Source organism: Thalassospira sp. CA1 (genome assembly GCF_059052855.1).
Window position 1 is genome coordinate 59,061 of the sequence record NZ_JBZCIA010000012.1, and the last position, 18,922, is coordinate 77,982.

The 18,922-nt window shown below is 56.4% G+C and carries 16 protein-coding genes and 1 tRNA gene; 9 read left to right on the forward strand and 8 right to left on the reverse strand.

All coding sequences use genetic code 11. The features are described from left to right. Window positions 1-169 precede the first annotated feature (169 nt). Entirely contained in the window at window positions 170-1,369 is a 1,200-nt protein-coding gene (locus AC5Q5A_RS17650) for a GGDEF domain-containing protein (protein WP_120225009.1), read from the forward strand. A gap of 705 nt (window positions 1,370-2,074) precedes the next feature. On the opposite strand, the gene AC5Q5A_RS17655 is transcribed toward AC5Q5A_RS17650, so the two are convergent. After that, entirely contained in the window at window positions 2,075-2,653 is a 579-nt protein-coding gene (locus AC5Q5A_RS17655; RefSeq protein WP_008891409.1) for a GNAT family N-acetyltransferase, read from the reverse strand. After that, window positions 2,653-3,519, reverse strand: coding sequence for an N-formylglutamate amidohydrolase (locus AC5Q5A_RS17660; protein WP_338185624.1), 867 nt, complete (start codon window positions 3,517-3,519; stop codon window positions 2,653-2,655). Before AC5Q5A_RS17660 ends, AC5Q5A_RS17655 begins: the two co-directional genes overlap by 1 nt. A 253-nt stretch (window positions 3,520-3,772) precedes the next feature. Between AC5Q5A_RS17660 and AC5Q5A_RS17665 the strand changes: the two genes are divergently transcribed. Then, a tRNA-Val gene (locus tag AC5Q5A_RS17665) sits at window positions 3,773-3,849 on the forward strand. A 51-nt stretch (window positions 3,850-3,900) separates the two neighbouring features. Here AC5Q5A_RS17665 and AC5Q5A_RS17670 read toward each other — a convergent pair. Genes AC5Q5A_RS17670 through AC5Q5A_RS17680 form a run of 3 tightly spaced genes read right to left on the reverse strand, consistent with a single transcriptional unit; the run spans window position 3,901 to window position 8,892 of the window. Next, window positions 3,901-5,043 carry an ABC transporter permease gene (locus AC5Q5A_RS17670; RefSeq protein ID WP_493896065.1) on the reverse strand — a complete coding sequence of 381 codons (1,143 nt, stop codon included), beginning with the start codon at window positions 5,041-5,043 and terminating at the stop codon, window positions 3,901-3,903. Window positions 5,044-5,047: 4 nt separating this feature from the next. Continuing rightward, complete coding sequence (gene rbbA / locus AC5Q5A_RS17675; protein WP_493896066.1) at window positions 5,048-7,870, reverse strand: ribosome-associated ATPase/putative transporter RbbA; 2,823 nt, start codon at window positions 7,868-7,870, stop codon at window positions 5,048-5,050. Between the two features lie 11 nt (window positions 7,871-7,881). Beyond that, window positions 7,882-8,892, reverse strand: a complete 1,011-nt coding sequence (locus AC5Q5A_RS17680) for an HlyD family secretion protein (RefSeq protein ID WP_493896067.1) — start codon at window positions 8,890-8,892, stop codon at window positions 7,882-7,884. 279 nt (window positions 8,893-9,171) lie between these two features. Here AC5Q5A_RS17680 and AC5Q5A_RS17685 point away from each other — a divergent pair, with 279 nt between their 5' ends. After that, on the forward strand, window positions 9,172-10,296 hold the full coding sequence (locus AC5Q5A_RS17685) for a metallophosphoesterase (RefSeq protein WP_493896068.1): 1,125 nt from the start codon (window positions 9,172-9,174) through the stop codon (window positions 10,294-10,296). A gap of 25 nt (window positions 10,297-10,321) precedes the next feature. On the opposite strand, the gene AC5Q5A_RS17690 is transcribed toward AC5Q5A_RS17685, so the two are convergent. Continuing rightward, window positions 10,322-10,852 (reverse strand): TetR/AcrR family transcriptional regulator, encoded by a 531-nt coding sequence (locus tag AC5Q5A_RS17690; protein ID WP_493896069.1) that lies wholly within the window; start codon window positions 10,850-10,852, stop codon window positions 10,322-10,324. Between the two features lie 199 nt (window positions 10,853-11,051). Between AC5Q5A_RS17690 and AC5Q5A_RS17695 the strand changes: the two genes are divergently transcribed. Then, a complete protein-coding gene (locus AC5Q5A_RS17695) occupies window positions 11,052-12,059 on the forward strand; it encodes a hypothetical protein (protein WP_493896070.1) in 1,008 nt (335 codons plus the stop codon). Between the two features lie 61 nt (window positions 12,060-12,120). On the opposite strand, the gene AC5Q5A_RS17700 is transcribed toward AC5Q5A_RS17695, so the two are convergent. Further along, window positions 12,121-13,431 (reverse strand): aspartate aminotransferase family protein, encoded by a 1,311-nt coding sequence (locus AC5Q5A_RS17700; RefSeq protein WP_493896071.1) that lies wholly within the window; start codon window positions 13,429-13,431, stop codon window positions 12,121-12,123. Window positions 13,432-13,560: 129 nt separating this feature from the next. Here AC5Q5A_RS17700 and AC5Q5A_RS17705 point away from each other — a divergent pair, with 129 nt between their 5' ends. Continuing rightward, window positions 13,561-14,436: a LysR family transcriptional regulator gene (locus AC5Q5A_RS17705; protein ID WP_493896072.1), complete on the forward strand. Its 876-nt coding sequence runs from the start codon at window positions 13,561-13,563 to the stop codon at window positions 14,434-14,436. A gap of 18 nt (window positions 14,437-14,454) precedes the next feature. Here the strand turns inward: AC5Q5A_RS17705 and AC5Q5A_RS17710 are convergent, their stop codons facing one another. Continuing rightward, window positions 14,455-15,144, reverse strand: a complete 690-nt coding sequence (locus tag AC5Q5A_RS17710) for a FadR/GntR family transcriptional regulator (RefSeq protein WP_210516901.1) — start codon at window positions 15,142-15,144, stop codon at window positions 14,455-14,457. 176 nt (window positions 15,145-15,320) lie between these two features. Between AC5Q5A_RS17710 and AC5Q5A_RS17715 the strand changes: the two genes are divergently transcribed. From AC5Q5A_RS17715 to AC5Q5A_RS17730, 4 genes are all read left to right on the forward strand, one after another. After that, window positions 15,321-16,118: an ABC transporter substrate-binding protein gene (locus tag AC5Q5A_RS17715; RefSeq protein ID WP_120225001.1), complete on the forward strand. Its 798-nt coding sequence runs from the start codon at window positions 15,321-15,323 to the stop codon at window positions 16,116-16,118. Window positions 16,119-16,201: 83 nt separating this feature from the next. Continuing rightward, entirely contained in the window at window positions 16,202-16,873 is a 672-nt protein-coding gene (locus tag AC5Q5A_RS17720) for an amino acid ABC transporter permease (protein WP_008891419.1), read from the forward strand. Next, a complete protein-coding gene (locus AC5Q5A_RS17725; RefSeq protein ID WP_493896073.1) occupies window positions 16,873-17,613 on the forward strand; it encodes an amino acid ABC transporter ATP-binding protein in 741 nt (246 codons plus the stop codon). The genes AC5Q5A_RS17720 and AC5Q5A_RS17725 overlap by 1 nt, the downstream gene beginning before the upstream one ends. Window positions 17,614-17,646: 33 nt before the next feature. Next, window positions 17,647-18,909, forward strand: a complete 1,263-nt coding sequence (locus tag AC5Q5A_RS17730; RefSeq protein WP_493896074.1) for a cysteine desulfurase-like protein — start codon at window positions 17,647-17,649, stop codon at window positions 18,907-18,909. Window positions 18,910-18,922: the final 13 nt, after the last annotated feature.

Genomic DNA, 18,922 nt, shown 5'->3' on the forward strand with positions numbered 1-18,922 from the left:
GAATCAACATCTTGCGGTCGGTCTTGAGCGTTTTAAAGCTCCATTTCGGCCCATCTGCTGCATGACGCCACCCTAATGTATAGTTGTGTCTTGGACCAAATAAAGGAACGATGAGACATCTATATAAAGGGCCTGTGTGGCCCGCTTAAATCTGGTTGGAGCGGTTCGCGTGGATTCAGGCCCTCAGGAAAATAGCAGTCCGTCAAAAAAGACGTTTCGATGCTGCTATCGGGATTTTCTCTACACGCCACGGCATGCAGAACTCCTGCATCTGCGCCGCAAGGAATCGATCCAGCTTACCGCCCGTTTCGCCGCCCTTTTCGTTCTTGTCCTGACGCTTGCCGTTCCGTTCTGGGACGGGGCCTTTGCCGCTGAAATGTGGTCGTCGCAGACCTTTATCCTGCGGCTTCTGGTCGCGGGAGTTGCGCTTGTGGTTCTCACCAACCGCGCGGTCAGTGCGCGCTTGCGCCGACGCTTTCCGTACCTGCCGATGCTGATGCTGATTGTCGCGGCAAGTTTGCTATGTGTCTTTGCCGGCAATGACCCGCTTGCAACCGATTACATGCACAGTTCGCACAGCTTCCTTCTGATCGGTCTGGTGATGATGATTGCCATCATGCCCGTCACCCTGGTCGAGGCCGCCGTTCTTTCAGTGCCATTTGCCGTGTTGCTTGTGATTGGTGCGCAAAGCGGGCTTGCGACCGGGTTCGTGCCGTTTGAAATGCTGCTGGCATTCCTGTTGCCGCTGGCGCTGGTATCGGCCCTTGTGCAGCTTTATCGCACGGTTACCGCCGCCCATGAAATCGCCATTGATCCGCTGACCAACTGTTATACCCGTGCCTTTGGCATGGAGATGATCCGGGTCAGCTTCGAAGGCGCACTGCGCAAGAAGGTGCCCTATACCGTTGCCTTCATCGATCTTGATGATTTCAAGCAGATCAATGATCGCTATGGCCATGATTACGGCGACCGCATTCTGGGCGAGGTCGGCAATAACCTGATCCATCGTTTCCGCCGTTCTGACATGGTTGTTCGGTGGGGCGGCGAAGAATTCCTGGTGCTGTTGCCCGAACTGGGCCGTGCCCGCGCTGTCGAGGTGCTTGAACGTGTGATGGCGCCGGGGCTGGCAAAGCTTGAAAACGGGCAGGTGCAGCGCGCCAGTGTCGGTCTTTCCGAACGCATCGAAGATGCCATTGCCTTGCCGCAAAACCTGATCGACCTTGCTGATCAGCGCATGTACGAGGCAAAAAAACGCCAGGACCGCGATGATCTCGTCGCACAAGGCTATTCCGGGCGGCGCAATACGGTAAGCGCTCTGGCGTCCCCGTCGACCACCAATGCCCCCTCGGTTGATCGCAGCGTAAACTAGCTGCCTATTGTGAGCCCTGACTGGGCTCTGTTGCCCAATAATCAATGCGTCCGGTCGCGACGCTATTCCTCTCCTGATCCATAAAACCCTGTCTGACGGATATCATGGCGGCGCATTCCAGCGTCGATCACTGTTGAGGCCTGTTCTGTGCAGGGTAGAATCGGGCTAGGGAAAGGCGTGGAATCGGCTTCAACTTGCGCAAGGTCAGTTCGGATTCGCGTCGATTCTCTCAGCTTTTTCGAAAATTCCATTTTCTTCGGTGATCAAAAAATAGCCGCGAGATGTGAAATTTGCGGGCGTTTGGGGTGCAATGCCTCAAAATAATGCACAAAAAAGAAGCAGTAATATTTCTGACAAAAAAATAGTCAAAAAGCTGTTGCGTCCTGTCCGGTGAATGGGTAATGTTCATTTGTGCGCTGCGGTAGGACGCAGTGCATTCCGGCGAGCGACTTGTCGCTCGTTTCTTGGACGTTTCCTCCCTAGACTTGGGCCGCTGTCACAGGCGGCCTTCTTTTTTGCCTAAATTCAGCCCTTTAGCCCAATCTAAAGCATCTGCTCAGCGCCTGAACATCTCATGTGTTTTGGAATTGTTGGAATGGTGCGGTGCAAATCAACTTGGGGTAATCGCGGCGCGCAGATACGCCAAGGGCGCTGCCCGGCAAAATCAGGAAGCGCCCTTTAAAATCCCTTTGGACTTCTTTTCGGCTATTTTTCGCGCGTTGGATTGCCATCGGGGATATTGCCATCCCCGTCACCCAGACCGCGTTGCATGATCACGCTATCGACCCAGCGGCCCATTTTAAAGCCCGCCGACTGAAGCGTGCCCGCCACCCGGAACCCCAGACGTGCATGCAGGCCGATCGAAGCGACATTGGCGCTATCGCCGATCACGGCAATCATCTGGCGATAGCCAAGGGCGGTGACGCGCTTGATCAGTTCCGCAAGCAACGCACTGCCAGCACCCTTGCCGACAACTTCGGGTGCGATGTAAATCGTATCCTCGACCGTAAAACGATAGGCCGGGCGGGTCCGGTAGGCCCCGGCATAGGCAAATCCCTCAACCCGGCCATCGACATCTGCCACCAGATAGGGCAGGCCGCGTTCGCGCACATGTTGCCAGCGCGATGTCAGTTCGGCGATTTCGGGGGCGCGTTCCTCAAACGATGCCAGGCCATGCAGGACGTGATGGCCGTAAATCTCGGTGATCCGTTCAAAATCTTCGGGTTCTGCATCGCGGATGACCAGATCGCTTAAAACGTCACTGGTATCGATGGTATTGCTCATTAGAACGGGTTCCCGTCGAGATCATGAAAGCGCGATATCAGATCGGTCATCTGATCGCGCAGGGTGTCAAATCCGCGATGCGGGCTGATTGTCGTTTCATCCATATAAAGCGCACGAGAAAGCTCGATCTGAAGGCTGTGCACATGTTCTTGCGGGCGACCGTAATGGCGTGTGCAATAACCCCCGGCATATGGATCATTGTGCGCGGGCGCAAAGCCCATATCGCGAAAACAATCGTCCACAAACCGCGTCAATGACGGGTGGCAGGAACTTCCATAGCAATCGCCAAGCACCAGATCAACGCGGTTTTTTGCGCTGTCGCACGAATCCCCGGGCATCGAATGGCAATCAATCAGAATGCAATAGCCAAACGTCGCCCGCGTCAGATCAATCAGCTTCTGCAACGCCGTGTGATAGGGCCGGTAATAGGTATCGATCCGCGAAAGCGCTTCTTCGGCGGGCAGGCGGGTTTTGTAAATCTCGACCCCGCCGCTGACCACGCGCGGGATGGAACCCAATCCCGAAAGGGCGCGCATCGAATTGATCTCGTTATCATCGGGCAGATCGCCGTCAAACATCCGCGGATCAAGTTCCATCGCCGCCCGGTTTACATCGACATAGGCGCGCGGAAATGTCGCACACAGCAAAGGCGCGCCCAGTTTCGGGGCGGCCGTGAACAACTGATCGACAAAGGCATCTTCAGACGCGCGCAGCTCAAACGCGCCAATGCGTGCGCGTTCAATCAGATCCTGCGGGTAATGGCGGCCTGAATGCGGGGATGCAAACACCACCGGCAGGGTTTGCCGTGGTGGCAGGATAACGGTGGCGGGGCCAGTTGAGGCGATTTCCGAAGGCAACTGGTTCATTGTCTTTCGTAATGTCCATCCCTTATGACACAGCGTCAGGTTTGTGTGGGTGTTATCAGGCTCCTGCGATCCATTCGCACCATACCCTCTAGCATATGGGAATTGCCACGGATTTGATGAACATTTTTTGTCAAAAAACCATTTCTGGGGTTGCGCCAAGGTCCGCCTTGGGCTAAATACCGCCTCGCCGACGCAAACGGCACAGACCGGTGTTTTGGTTACAAAGCTTCGGTCTTTCGAAAGATGGATTTGCGGGCCTATAGCTCAGTTGGTTAGAGCGTTCGCTTGACATGCGAGAGGTCACAAGTTCGAGTCTTGTTAGGCCCACCATTCCCACCCCGCCGGGTTCCCGTGCGGGGTTTTGTGTGTCCGGACCAGGCCTTATCGCATCTGCGCGATACTTTTCCTGAAACGAAGCGCACTAAAGGCAAAGAAACCAACCCCGATCGCAAACACCAGCAGGAATTCCGGCCAGACAACCTCAATGCCAGCCCCCCTGAACAGGATCGCCTGCGCGTATTTGACGAAATGGGTCGCGGGGGAGAACTGCATGATGTTTTGCAAAGTCTCGGGCATGCTTTCAAGCGGCGTGCTGCCGCCCGAAAGCAATCGCAACGGCAACACCACCAGAATGAACAGCAGGCCAAATTGCGGCATGGATCGCGTCATGGTGGCGAGGAAAATGCCAAGGGCCGTGGCAAAGAACAGATAAATCACCACACCGCCCATGAACAAAAGCTTCGATCCGGCAATCGGCACGCCCAGCACCAGCTCGACCACGAAAATAAGCGACAGCATGCAGGCAATCAAAATCACAAGCCCGTTGGCCCAGACCTTGGCCAGCATGATCTCATAGGGATCCACCGGCATCACCAGAAGATGCTCGATCGTGCCATGTTCGCGTTCGCGGATAAGGGCCGCACCTGAAAGAATAATCGACAGCATGGTGATCGCATTGATGATCTCCATCGTGCTGGTAAACCATTCGCTTTGCACATTCTGGTTATAGGCATAACGCGTCACGATGGTTGCGGCATCAGACTGGTTCTGCCCGGCCCAGGCCGATTTACCGCCAAGCCAGGTCGAGACTTCCTGTGCGATGATGTTGCTGACATAGCCTTGGCCGATCCCGGCCTGCATCATCGCCGTGGCATCGATGTTAAGCTGCACTTCCGGGTCGCGGCCCGAAACCACATCGGCCTCAAACCGCGGCGGGATCACCAGCACAAAGGTAAATTCACCACTATTCATCGCCGCATCAATATCGCGTTCGGCAATGCGGACCGGTTCCTGAAAATACGGGGCCAGAAATGCATCTGAAATACGCAGCGAAAGTGCCGATCCATCCTGATCGGCAATCGCGATCGATCCACGGCGCAAATCATGCGAAAAGCCGGTGGCGGCGTTGTAAATCGCAAAGGAAAACGCCCAGACAATCAGCGCCATAAGCACCATGTCACGTCTGAGGCTGAAAAGCTCCTTGATACCAAGGCGATAGATATTGCTGATCCGTCTGCCAAGCATATCCTTACACCTCCTGCTTTTTGAGAAGCAGCATCGAAAGAACGGTCAATGCCGGGAAGAAAATCAGAAGGCTGATCAGTTCGGGATAAAGCTCTGCAAAGCCCAGCGCCTTGGTAAAGGTGCCGACACTGATCGACATGAAATGCGATGTCGGGATGATGGTCGAAAGCACCACCGGCGCGCCTTCAAGCGAAGATACCGGCTGCATCATCCCCGAAAACATCACCGATGGCACCATGGTGGCGATTGCTGTGCCAAAAAGGGCCGCGATCTGCGTACTGGTAAAGGACGAAATCAAAAGCCCCAATCCCGTGGTCGCCGTAACAAACAGGATCGCCCCGACCAGAAGGGTCAGGCCATTGCCGCGCAACGGCACCTCAAACCAGAACAGCGCCATCGCCGTCATCAAAACAAAGTTGATCAGGCCCAACCCGATATAGGGCAATTGTTTGCCCCACAAAAACTCAAGCTTGGAAACAGGCGTCACATAAAGGTTGGTGATCGATCCCAGTTCCTTCTCGCGGACCACGCCAACCGCCATCAAAACCGCCGGGATAAACATCAAAAGCAACGCAATAACCGATGGCACCATGGCATAGATGCTTTTGAAATCCTGATTATAGCGGTACCGCGTTTCAATGCGCATCGGCTGCCCTGAATCGGCACTACCGACATCGCGTTTCCGATGTTCTGCCAGATATTGGTTATGAATGCCTTCGACATAGCCGTGAATGGTTTCGGCGCGAAATGGCATCGATCCATCAATAAACGCCCCGATTTCCGGGCTGTCGCCGCGCGCAACATCGCGCCCGAAGCCGGGCGGGATTTCAATCGCCAACGCAATGTCCCCAGAAAGCAGCCGTGCCTCAAGCTCGTCATTGCTCAGCAACGGTTCCTGCGCCTCGAAATACCGCGATCCCGAAAGGTTTTCGATATAGGTCCGGCTTTCGGCGCTTTGGTCACGATCAAGCACCGCATAGGTCAGGTTTTCGACATCAAATGTAATGCCCCAGCCAAACACCGGCATCAGGATGGCCGTGCCAATCAAGGCAAACATCAACCGGATCGGATCGCGCACCAGCTCCATCGTTTCACGCAGGGAATAGGCCCATAAACGCCGGAAGCTGAACAGCGATGCTCGCGCCGGTTTCCAGTTGGCCTTGGCATCGTCGTCCGTGGCAAGGGCATCTGCGGGGGCAGGGGCGTCTGGCGCGCCTGCATTCGCGCCATCCGAGCCCTCCGCTCCATCCGGACCTTCCGCTTCTTCCAGATGGCTGATAAACGCGTCTTCAAGAGTGTCGCAGCCGCGCCCCTTGGTGATGGCGCTCGGCGTATCGCTGATCAACACCTTGCCTGCATGCATCAGCGATATGCGATCGCACCGCTCTGCTTCGTTCATGAAGTGGGTGGAGATGAAAATCGTCACCCCCTGATCGCGCGAAAGCTCGACCAGCAATTCCCAGAACCCGTCACGTGCGACCGGATCAACACCCGATGTCGGTTCATCCAAAATCAGGATTTCCGGGCTGTGAATGATCGCAACCGCCAGCGACAACCGCTGACGCACGCCAAGTGGCAAGCGTTCACTCAGATCATCAAGATAGGGGCCCAGCCCGAACCGTTTCGAAAGTTCCTCGATCCTTGGTTTGATCTTGTCCTTGGGTAAATGAAACAGATGCGCATGCAGCTCCAGATTCTGCATCACCGTCAGTTCGGAATACAGCGAAAAGGCCTGGCTCATATAGCCAACCCGATTACGCAGCGCGATATCCTGCCCATCGACCGGTTTGCCAAACAGTTCGGCTGTGCCCTCAGACGCATTCAAAAGCCCTGTCAGCATCTTCATGGTCGTGGTCTTGCCACAGCCGTTGGAGCCGAGAAATCCGAAAATTTCGCCTTTCTCGATCCGGAAGCTGACATCATCGACCGCGGTAAAATCGCCAAACTTCTTGGTCAGGTGCTCGGCAACAATCGCTGGCGTGTCGCCATGAATGGTGCGTTCAGGAATGTTCAGTTCATGATGACCTTGGCGTTCTTCCTCGGGCAAAAGCGCGATAAACGCGGCCTCAAGCGTATCAGTCCCGGTACGCTCCAAAATCTCGTCCGCTGTGCCGGTCGCCAGCACCTTGCCATCATTCATCGCAATCAACCGGTCAAAGCGCGCCGCCTCATCCATATAGGCGGTGGCGACCAGAACCGTCATCTCGCTTTGGGTTTGGCGGATGGCATCGATCAATTGCCAGAATTGCTGCCGCGACAGGGGATCAACCCCGGTGGTCGGCTCATCGAGAATAAGAATATCGGGATCATGGATCAGAGCACAACAAAGCCCGAGTTTCTGTTTCATGCCCCCCGAAAGCTTGCCTGCCGGGCGCTCGGTAAACGGATCAAGCCCGGTCGCGGCAACAAGCCTTGCAATGCGTTCATCACGCTCACGCTTGCCCTGACCAAACAGGCGGCCAAAAAACTCAAGGTTCTCGCGCACCGTCAGGTCCATATACAGGTTCTTGCCAAGCCCCTGTGGCATATAGGCAATGCGCGGCAGGATCGCGTTGCGGTGCTTGGCATCTTTCATCGATCCGCCAAGCGTCTCGACCGTGCCGTCCTGCACCTTGCGCGCACCCGAAATCAGGGCAAGCGCACTTGATTTTCCCACCCCGTCCGGCCCGATAAAGCCCACGGTCTGTCCGGCCGGGATTTCAAGGCTGATCCCGTCAAGGGCGGCCACCTTGCCATATCGCAGCGTGACATCCTCAAGCCGCACGGCGACTTCTGATGTCTCTCGGGAAGTGCTGGTGTTATTGCTGTTTTCGGTGCTGTCCACCATCTGGGCGCGCTCTATTGCGTGTTCTGACGCAGGGTGGCGTCATCAGGCACATTCGGGGTGAACGCCTCCGGCCAGTCGGTATGATCGGCCAGCATGATATAGGCCTCACCGGGCAGGCCGGTTTTCACCCGTTCGATATGCTCGGCCAGTAATTCCGGGTCGATCCGCACCTTGACGCGAAACATCAGTTTGTCGCGCTCGGCCCGTGTTTCGACCTCGCGCGGGGTGAATTGTGCGTCATCGGCGACAAACGATACCTTGGCCGGAATGACAAAGCTCGGTGCGGCATCCAGAACAATCCGCGCTTCATTGCCAACAAACGCCAACCCCGCCTGACGGGTCGGCAGGAACACATTCATATAGACATCGGTCAAATCAATCAGGGTGATGACCGGGCCGCCACCAGCCAAAACCTCGCCCGGTTCGGCAAGGCGGTATTGCACCCGGCCATCGCGCGGGGCTTTCAGGACCGAATCATCAATCTGCACCTGAATGCCTTCAAGGGCGGCCGATGCCGCCGAGACATTCATGCGCGCACTGACAAGGCGCGCCTGGGCCGCGGTAAGGGCTGCTTTTGCGACATTGCGATCAGCACGTCTCTGATCAAGTTGTTCGCGTGAAATGTTGTTGTTCTTGACCAGTTCCTCGGCACGCGAAAGCTGCTGCTCGGCAAAGGAAAGCTCGCTTTCGCGCTGAACAATCAGGGCCTCTGCCTCGGCAATGCCTTGCTCGGCACTGGCAAGTTCCGCACGGGCGCGCGCACGGTTGGCAACCAGTTCGGCGGTGTCCATCCGGGCCATGACCTGACCTGCGGAGACCTGATCACCTTCTTCGACCAGAACTTCCTCAACCCGGCCGGCATATTTGGTCGCCACCCGGATTTCCTCGGCCTCAATCCGGCCATTGCCCGATGTGATATAGTCAGGCAGGTCTGATTGCTGTGACTGCCAATAGGCATATCCACCCCCGGCGGCAGCGGCAACCCCCACAAGAACGATCAACACGGCACGCAAGCTTTTCATTCCATTCTCCGACGACGGGGCGGACCAAGGCAGGGCACACGGACAGGGCACGACGCGACTTGGTCAACAATTTCAACGAGTATTGCTCTTGCAATTGTGCAACGCAACACTCTCTGGAATGATCCTAGATGATCGAGATTGGTCGGGCTTTGATGTTGCGCAATCTTTTTTGAAAACCAATCACCTGTTTCAGACGTTTAAGTGAATGGTTGCGATTGTTCCGCTCGTTTCGGCTATATTGCGCGACGCCTCATTTGTTTTCAAAGGATTGTCTGTCCGGTGCTGTTTTTTCACATCAATGTCGCTCTTGCCTGTTTGTATGTTCTTGTGCGTCACGTGCGCTATCTGGCATGGCCGCGCTGGGCAAAGATCAGTTTTGGCGTGCTTTTGCTGATCGGCTCCCAGCATCATCTGTATTCCCGCATCGCTTTTGGCAGCATGTTCTTGCCGGAATTCCCGCAGCCGATTGTTGTCGCCATCAACGTGGCATTCGGCGTGATTTTCTTTCTGGTGTGGTTCCAGCTGGCCTATGACCTGATCGGTCTTTTGCTGCGCTGGGTGATCCTGCGCCGTAAGCAACACCCGCCAAAAATCCTGCGCACCGTCATGTCCTTTGCCGCCATCGCACTGGCCTGCTTTGGCGTGGCAGAGGGCATGCGCGTGCCCGACGTCAAGGAAATGGACGTCACCATCCGCGACCTTCCCGATGCGTTTGATGGCTATCGCATCGTTCAACTGACCGACCTTCATATCAGCAAGCTCTATGAACGCCCCTGGGTGGCGGAGGTGGTTGAAAAAACCAACGCGCTTGAGCCGGACCTGATCGTGATCACCGGTGATCTGATCGATGGTGAATTGCCGCTGCGCTATGATGATGTGCAACCGCTTGTTGATCTGAGCGCGCGCGACGGGATCATCACCATTCCGGGCAATCACGAATATTATTTCGGTTATGAAAACTGGATGCGCCACTATGGCGGGCTCAATATGCTCACCCTTGAAAACGACCATATCGTGCTGGATCGCGATGGTGATCAATTGACCATCGCCGGCGTCACCGACCTTCGCGCCGGCAACACGGACCGACCCGAACCCGATGTCGCCAAGGCGCTTGCAGGCCGCCCGGAAAATGCCCCGGTGATCCTGCTTGATCACCAGCCGAAAATGGCCCGCGACGCAGCACCGCTGGGTGTCGATCTGCAACTTTCCGGCCATACCCACGGCGGCATGGTATGGGGCTTTGACAATATCGTTGCCATGCTCAATGGCGGCTTTGTATCGGGCATGTATGACATCGAGGACATGCAGCTTTACGTCAATAACGGCACCGCCCAATGGCCGGGCTTCGCCATCCGGGTTGGCGTGCCGGGTGAACTGACCGTGATCACGCTCCGCAAGGGCTAAGCGCCAAATCTCAGGTGCCCAACCCTTAAATCACGCCGCCCTCGATCAGGGCGGCAAAGCTTTTGGCTGCTTCGGGCTCGTCACAATGGCCCGACAGCATGGTCATGGCAATCGCCTCTCCTGCGCCAATCAGGCCGACGCACCGCCGATGTAATTCATCATTGGGGATGGGGCTGTAGCTGGCAAGCGTGCTGGCGAACAGGGCGGTGTAGTCATCAAGTAATTCCTGATGCACCTGACCCAGCGCACCGCTCCCGGCCAGTGCTGCGCTAACGGCATGCCATTCCCCGCTACTGTCGGCGGAACAATGCATATAAGTTTCGGCCAACAGCTTTGCCGTCTGCGTCAGATTGCGCTCCCCTTCGGCCAAAGCTGCCCGCAGGGCAGTGCTTTGTTGCGCGTCGAGATGCCGATATAACGCATCGAGCAACCCGGTCCGCGTGCCGAAATGGTCGTACGCAATGGGCTTTGATACCCCCGAACATTCTGCAACATAGGCCAAAGTTAGCCGATCTGCACCTTCTTCACGAATGATATCACGTGCGACATCAAGCATCTGGCGTCGTCTGTCTTCCCGTGATAAACGGCGGTTTTCCGGCCGGTGTGCTGATTCCAATGCAGGTTTTCGCATGATTTTTCCATGATTCTTCAGTCAGGGGCTTGCGTAAGTTACCATAAGTAACTTACTTAAGGTAACTTACGTTTAGTAGCTTATGAAAAGTAAGCGACTTCTGCCTCAAATGAAAGGGTCTAAAATGTCAAATGCACCAATCCTCTTGCTCGGCGGTGCCGGAATCGTCGGTCGTCACACTGCGCATTATTTGCGCGATCAATTTCCGGATGTCCCATTGCTTATTGCCGGTCGAAATCTGGATCGGGCGCAAGCAATGGCCGATCAGCTCGGCAATGCCACGGCAGCAAAGGTCGATTTGTCGCGCGATGATTTGGGGCTCGGCGATCAAGCTGTTTCGGCGATGGCTGTGCTATTTACCGACACCATGGGCACGACGCTTCGTTTCGCGCAAAATCGCGGTATAGGTCATATCAGTATCTCGCCCGGCATTATCGAATTGGGTCCGGATGTTGCGGCTTACATAACGTCACCCGATATATCGCCAGTGGTTCTCGGCACCGAATGGCTTGTCGGGGCAACCACCATTCCGACCCTTGAAATCGCCCGGCAGTTCGACCGGATTGACGATATCGCGATTGGTGCCTTGCTAGACGAGCAGGATGATTTCGGCCCGGCTGCCGAACTTGACTATAATCGTCAAACCCAAACCCTGTCGGCCGCACTCGCACGGGTCGATGGTGAATGGCGGTGGTTTGTGGGGGAGGATACCAATACCTGTTTCCGAGCCATGGATGGCACCGAGATTTCCGCCAATATCTTTTCGCCAAATGATGTATTGGCCTTGGGCCACGCAACCGGGGCGCCCAACGTCCATTTTCGTCTGGCACTGGGAGAAAGCTCATCGCGTCGGACTGGCAAAGCACCGTCGACCGAGATCATCATCGAACTTGCCGGCATCGATTTGAATGGCAAGCGTCTAAAAACCCGTCATGCCGTTAGTCACCCCAAAGGTCAGATGCCGCTGACCGGGTTGGGGGTGGCCCTGGTGTTGGAACGTTTGGCTGGATTGGATGGCAATCCACCTACTGGGTCGGGCCTTTATTTCCCCTATCAGCTTTTGGACCCAACCCGTTATTTCGCACGCTTCAAGGCGATTGGCGGTCAGTTGACAAAACTCGCAGACGTTTGATTTTTAAACAAAGACAGCCCCGGCCTTTGTTGCCGGGGCTGTCTCGCATTGTTGTTATAACTTAGCGTGCGTCAACGCACGCCTTTACGGCATCGCCAATGATCGAAATGCCCTGATCGAGTTCCTCGGAACTGATGGTCAGCGGCGGGGCAATGCGGAACACACCACCCATGCCCGGCATCTTGACGATATTCATGCTAAGCCCGCGCTTGAAGGCCTCGGCCATGATGGCCGCCCCCATTTCATGATCAGGCGCGCGGTTGCCGGTTTCCTTGATGATCTCCATGCCCAGAAGCAAGCCGCGCCCGCGCACATCGCCGACACAGGCATATTGATCCTTGATGGAAGACAGGCCTTCAAAAAGCTGCGCGCCCATCTGCTTGGCGCGCGCCACCAGCTTCTCGTCGCGCACCACATCCAGCACCGTCAAACCAACCGCGGCGGGCAGGGGGTCGGACACATGGGTGGTGTAAAACAGGAAACCCTTTTCATAGGCAGCCTGCTCGATCTCGGGCGTCGTCATCACGGCCGAGAGCGGTAAGCCAGCCCCAATGGTTTTCGATAGGGTCAGGATATCGGGCGTGACCCCATCGCGCTGAAACGCAAACATGTCGCCGGTGCGCCCGATGCCGGTTTGCGCCTCATCCAAAATCAACAGCATCCCGCGCTCTTCGCATTTCTTCTTAAGCGCGGCGAGGTAGCCTTTCGGCAGTTCAAGGATCCCGCCGCTCGATAAGATCGGCTCGGCGACGAACGCCGCCAGATTGCCCGTCGATTGCGCATCCAGAAGCTCAAACGCATCATCAAGCTCCGTCTGCCAGTCAAGCGACCCGTCCGGATGCTTGAAGCGCGGGCGAAACGCATTGGGTGCCGGAATGGCAAAGGATCCGACGGCGGCCGGGCCATATCCCTTGCGCCCAGCACTATAGGTCGCTGATGCCGCGACCCCGGTCATGCCGTGCCAGCTTTTGGAAAACGCCACGATCTCATGCTTGCCGGTGACAAGCTTTGCCATGCGAATGGCGGCCTCGTTGCTTTCGGCCCCGGTCGACAGGAACAAAACCTTTTCCAGCCCCGGTGCAAGGGCGGCCAACCGTTCGGCCAGCTCCACCACCGGGCGGGTCAGCATGCTGCTAAACAGGTGTGCGACGGTTTCGACCTGCCGCTGTACGGTCTCGACAATGCGCGGGTGGCCATGGCCCAGAACCGCCGACATCTGGCCCGATGTAAAATCAAGGATCGCCCGCCCATCGGCGTCATAAACATATGATCCCTTGGCACGTTCAATGATCGCCGGATCAAACGGGCTGCCATACCGGATCAGGTGGTTATTTGCGCCTTCCCAAAAGGCGGCATCGTCGTTGCGTGACATGGTTTTCCCCTGTGCTGATCGCTTCATGTGATGGGAAAAGCCTATCTTGTGGCGCGAAAGCGGTAAAATTGATAATGCTTGCACTCCGATATCAAAAATATTGATGGCTGTAATGGACGGAGCCCCCACATGCAGGCACTGCTTGATCTCAAACTGCTGACCACCTTTGTTCGGGCTGCCCATGCCGGCACACTGAGTGCTGCGGCCATTCAGGTTGGCAGGACGCAATCAACTGTGACGATGCAGATCCAGCGCCTTGAAGACGCGCTGGGCCAAAGCCTGTTTCATCGTTCGGGCAGTGGGGTGCGGCTGACCGGGGCGGGGGAACGGTTTCTGAGCTATGCCGAAGGCATCTTGCGCCTGCATGATGATGCGGTCTCAAGCTTTTCTGATCAGGGATTACGCGGTGCCATCACCTTTGGCTGCCCGGAAGATTACCTGATCGCCTTTTTCCCGGCCTTGCTCAAAAGCTTTGGCGCGATCCACCGCGATATTGAAATCCGGGTGGTGTCGGCCCCGACGCCGGAATTACAAAAACTCCTGCATGCCCGCCAGATCGACATGGCGCTGGTCTCCACTCCGGATATAGCGCCCGGCGGTGACTTTATCCGCACCGAACAACTCGCCTGGGTCGGCAACAAACCCACGCTGGAACTCCATGATTTCAACCAGAATACCGACCCGCAAAGCCCGATCCCGCTGGCATTGGCCGCCGCCAACGCGCTTGATCATCGATCTGCCCGTGATGCGATGGATAGCGCCAAGCTGCCCTATCAAATCGCCTATGCCAGCAACAGCCTGGCTGGGCTGATTGCGGTGACCCGCTCTGGCCTTGCCATCAGCGTGATGATGCAAAAGGCGGTGCCGAGTGATCTTTTCATCCTGAAATCGCCGCTGCCACCTTTGCCGAAACTGGGCCTGCGCGTCCTGAGATCCGAGATTAATCCAAGCCCGGCCACAGACGCGTTTGCTGATCACATCACCAAGATGCTGCCGTTTCTTTAATGGAGGCGGTGGGGCAGGTCAGGTTTGCAAACCGGCACAACGCGCGGTGTTGCGGACATGGGCCTGCATTTCACGCCGCGCACGTTCGGCGTCATTATCGCGCAGAGCCTTGATGATCTTGCGGTGTTCGCCAATGGAGGCGCGCATGCGTTCGGGATCGGTGATCGGGATCGGCTGGCGCTGGGTTTCGGTGATTTTGTCGCGCACCGCCTGATAAAGTTCGCGCATCATGCTGTTCGAACATGCCTCGACGATTGTCGCATGGAATTCCAGATCGGCCTCGACATTGGCAATCAGGTCCTGCTCGGCCCAGCATTTTTCCATCCGGTTGGTGGCGTCTTCCATTGCCTCAAGCTGGGTCGCAGTCAGGCGGCCACAGGCCAGCGCGGCAATCTCGCTTTCAAGGATCATGCGCGTCTGGAACACGTCAAAAACACTGTGGCTTTCCGAATAGCGCCAGGGTGCCATGTCGGCTTTGGCGCGGCTGGCGGGGTCGGTGACAAAGGTGCCGCGCCCGGCTTCGGTCTTGATCAGGCCAAGGGTTTCGAGTGTCAGAAGTGCTTCGCGCAAGGAAGCCCGGGAAATGCCGAATTTCTGCGCGAATTCGCGCTGGGATGGGATTTTGTCGCCCGGCGTCAGTTCCCCGTTCTGGATCATGTCCTGAATTTGGCGTGCGACCGTCTGCGGCAGCGGCGTGCGGTTGAACATTCCCTCGTGTCCTTCTTGCGTATTTTTTGCTCAGTTGTCGGTATCAAAGCAAATCTGACTCATTTTTGCACAAACAATCTTGCACGTATCATCCAAATATGTTTGTCTGGCCTGACTGGTCTGACCAGTTAGACCAGAAGTATCTCAGGGTAGGCTAAAAACACAAGGAAATCATAATGAAGTTTCTCAACTTTCTGACGTCCAGCGTCGTTGGCGGCGTTCTTGCCGTGTCCTCACTGGCATCCGCAAACGCAGCAGACCTGACCGTTGGTGCCAATATCGGCAACGTGCCGTGGGAATTCGAAGAAGCTGACGGCACCGTGGTCGGTTTCGAAGTCGATCTCGTCAATGAAATCGCAAGCCGCCTTGGCAAATCGGTCGAGTTCGTCAACATCCCGTTCAACGGCCTGTTCCCGGCGGTCCAGTCGGGCCGGATCGACATGGCGGTCTCCTCGATCACCATCACCGACAAGCGTCTTGAGTCTGTCACCTTCGCACAGCCTTATTACGACAGTGACCAGTCCCTGACCGCCACCGCAGAAGGCGGCGTTACCGGGCTTGCTACCATGGATGGCAAGGTTGTTGGTGTTGATACCGGATCCACCGGCGATATGTGGGTCACCGCAAATGGCGGCGAATACGGCATTGCCGATGTCCGCCGTTACGAAGGCCTGTCGCCAGCCATGCTTGACCTGCAGGCGGGCCGTATTGACGGTTACGTAAGCGACATCCCGGCATTGCTCTATTACGTCAAGGACAAGCCGGCCCTTAAAGTGGTCGAGCGCATCACCACCGGTGAAAAATACTCGATCATGTTTAACAAGGATGCGGCCCTCGCAACCGAAGTTAACGATGTTATCACCGAACTGAAAAAAGAAGGCTTCATCGCCGGTCTGCATGAAACCTGGTTCGGCGCAACGCCAGAAGACACCACCTCGACCGTTCAGGTCCTTGATATGCCGACCCTTAAATAATCGCGCATATCGCTGATCATCCCTGCCGACGATACCAATCCTTTTTCGGTGTCGTCGGCGGGGCAACCTGACCGGGTGGTAAAATGGATTTATTTTCGACTTTCTTTAACATTCCCGTCCTGATGCAAAGCCTGCCGCAACTGATGAACGGCTTGCTTGTCACCATCGGGATTGGCGCAACCAGCATCATTGCCGGTCTGATCGGCGGCCTGTTTCTGGCCGTGCTGCGGCTCTATGCCGGGCCGGTGGTGACCGGTCTTGTGCGGGCCTATATCGATGTCTTCCGCTCGATCCCGCTTCTGGTGTTGCTGATTATTGTGTATTACGCGCTGCCCTTTGTCGGCATCAGGCTTTCGCCCTTCTTCTCGGCCGTCACCGCATTAACACTGGTGTCCGCGGCCTACACCGCCGAAATTTTCCGCGCCGGGATCGAAGCCATCCCCAAGGGCCAGTTTGAAGCGTCCGCGGCCCTAGGTCTGTCCAACCGCTACATCATGACCGATGTCATCCTGCCGCAGGCCATCCGCATCGTCATTCCGCCGCTGACCAATAACTGCATCAATGTGCTCAAAGACACCGCCCTGGCATCGGTTGTCGCCATGCCCGACCTGCTCAAACAGGCGACCCAGGCACAGGCGCTTTCCGCCAACCCGACGCCGCTGATCGGTGCTGCCGTGATCTATCTGATCCTGCTTCTGCCGATGGTGCGCTATGTCGCGCATCTTGAAAAACGTTTTAGCCGCGGGAGAAGCTGATGAAAGCGCCATTGATCAAAATTTCCAACCTGCGCAAGACCTATGGCCAGTTCACCGCCCTGCATGGCATCAACCTTGATATCGCGCAAGGAGAAGTGCTGTGCGTTGTCGGCCCGTCGGGTTCTGGCAAATCAACGCTTATTCGCTGCATCAACCATCTCGAACCGTTCGAGCGTGGCAGCGAAATCACCGTTGATGGCATTCCGGTGCGCCCGGGGCCTGACCTTGATCAGGTCCGGGCCGAAGTCGGCATGGTGTTTCAGTCGTTTAACCTGTTCCCGCACATGACCGTGCTGCGCAATGTCATGCTTGCCCCGATCCGGGTCCGCAAAATGTCCGAAGCGGATGCTGAAAAACGTGCGCGTGACCTGCTGGAACGTGTCGGCATTTCGGTTCAGGCCGACAAATACCCGGCCCAGCTTTCAGGCGGGCAGCAACAGCGGGTGGCGATTGCCCGTGCCCTTGCCATGGAACCGCGCGTGCTTCTGTTTGACGAGCCAACCTCCGCCCTTGATCCCGAAATGGTCGGCGAGGTTCTCGATGTCATGAAAAAGCTCGCCGGGACCGGGGTCACCATGGTCGTGGTCACCCATGAAATGGGCTTTGCCCGTCAGGTCGCCGACCGCGTCCTGTTCATGGATGGCGGCGCGATTATCGAGGCCGGAACGCCCAGCGAAATTTTTGATGCGCCGAAAGAAGAACGCACAAGGAACTTCCTCCACGCCGTTCTCGACCATTAAAATAAAAGACAAATCAACCGGAGGATGCCTTCAATGGCAGATCAACGTACCCTTGATATGGACTATGTCCACAGCCAGTTTCCCGCCCTCGCAAATGGCTGGACCTTTTTTGACAATGCCGGCGGCTCGCAAATCCTGTCCAAGGCACTGGACCGCATCAATGCGTTTCTGATCGAGCGCAATGTGCAGATCGGCGGCTCCTACGAAGTCTCGCAAAAGGCTGCCGAAGCACTTCTCGATGCCCGCAAATCCGCTGCCCAGCTGGTCAATGCCACGCGGCCTGAAGAAATCATTTTCGGCGCCTCGACCACGGTTCTTTTGCAAAACCTCGCGCGTGCCATGCGCAGCCAGTTCAAACCGGGTGATGAGGTTGTCGTCACCATCGGCGATCACGAAAGCAATATCGGCCCGTGGGTGGCACTCGAGGAATTCGGTGTGAACATCCGTTTCTGGGAACCCGATGTCAAAACCGGCCGTCTCAGCCTTGATGGCCTCAAGGCTGCAATGAGCGACAAGACCAAACTGGTCTGCGTCACGCACGTGTCCAACATCATTGGCGAAATCAACCCGATCCGCGAATTCGCCGATTACGCCCACGCCAATGGTGCGAAAATCTGTATCGATGCCGTGGCCTATGCCCCGCACCGCGCGGTGGATGTGAAGGCCTTTGACGCGGATTATTATGTCTTTAGCCTCTATAAAACCTACGGCCCGCATGGGGCCATGATGTATGGCAAGTATGACCTGCTGCTCGAGCTTGATACGCTGTACCACTACTTCTACGGCAAGGACAAAGTCCCCGGAAAGCTTGAGCCCGGCAACCCCAGCTATGAAATGGCCTATTCGGTTTGCGGCATCGTCGATTACCTGACGGAGCTGGGCGAACGGGCCATGGGAGACAAGTCCGGCACCGGCAGCACACGCGATAAAATCGTCGCCGCCTATGACGCCATCGCCACACAGGAAAATGCCCTGACCGAACGGTTGCTGACTTACCTGCGCGCACGCAATGACTGTGTTGTCATCGGGCAGGACACCAACCGCGATGGCACGCGCATCCCGACCATTGCGTTCCGCTTTGATGGCCGCAATGCAGAGGACGTCTGCAAGATCATTGACCGCGAAAAGATCGCCATTCGCTTTGGTGATTTCCATTCCCGCCGTCTGGTCGAATATATGGGCCTGTCTGATAATGCTGGCGTTTTGCGTGTGTCGATGGTGCACTACAACACGATTGAACAGGTGGACCGTCTGACTGCGGCGTTTGACCGCCTGCTTGACGCGACCGATCAATAAGGGGGGCAGGCCA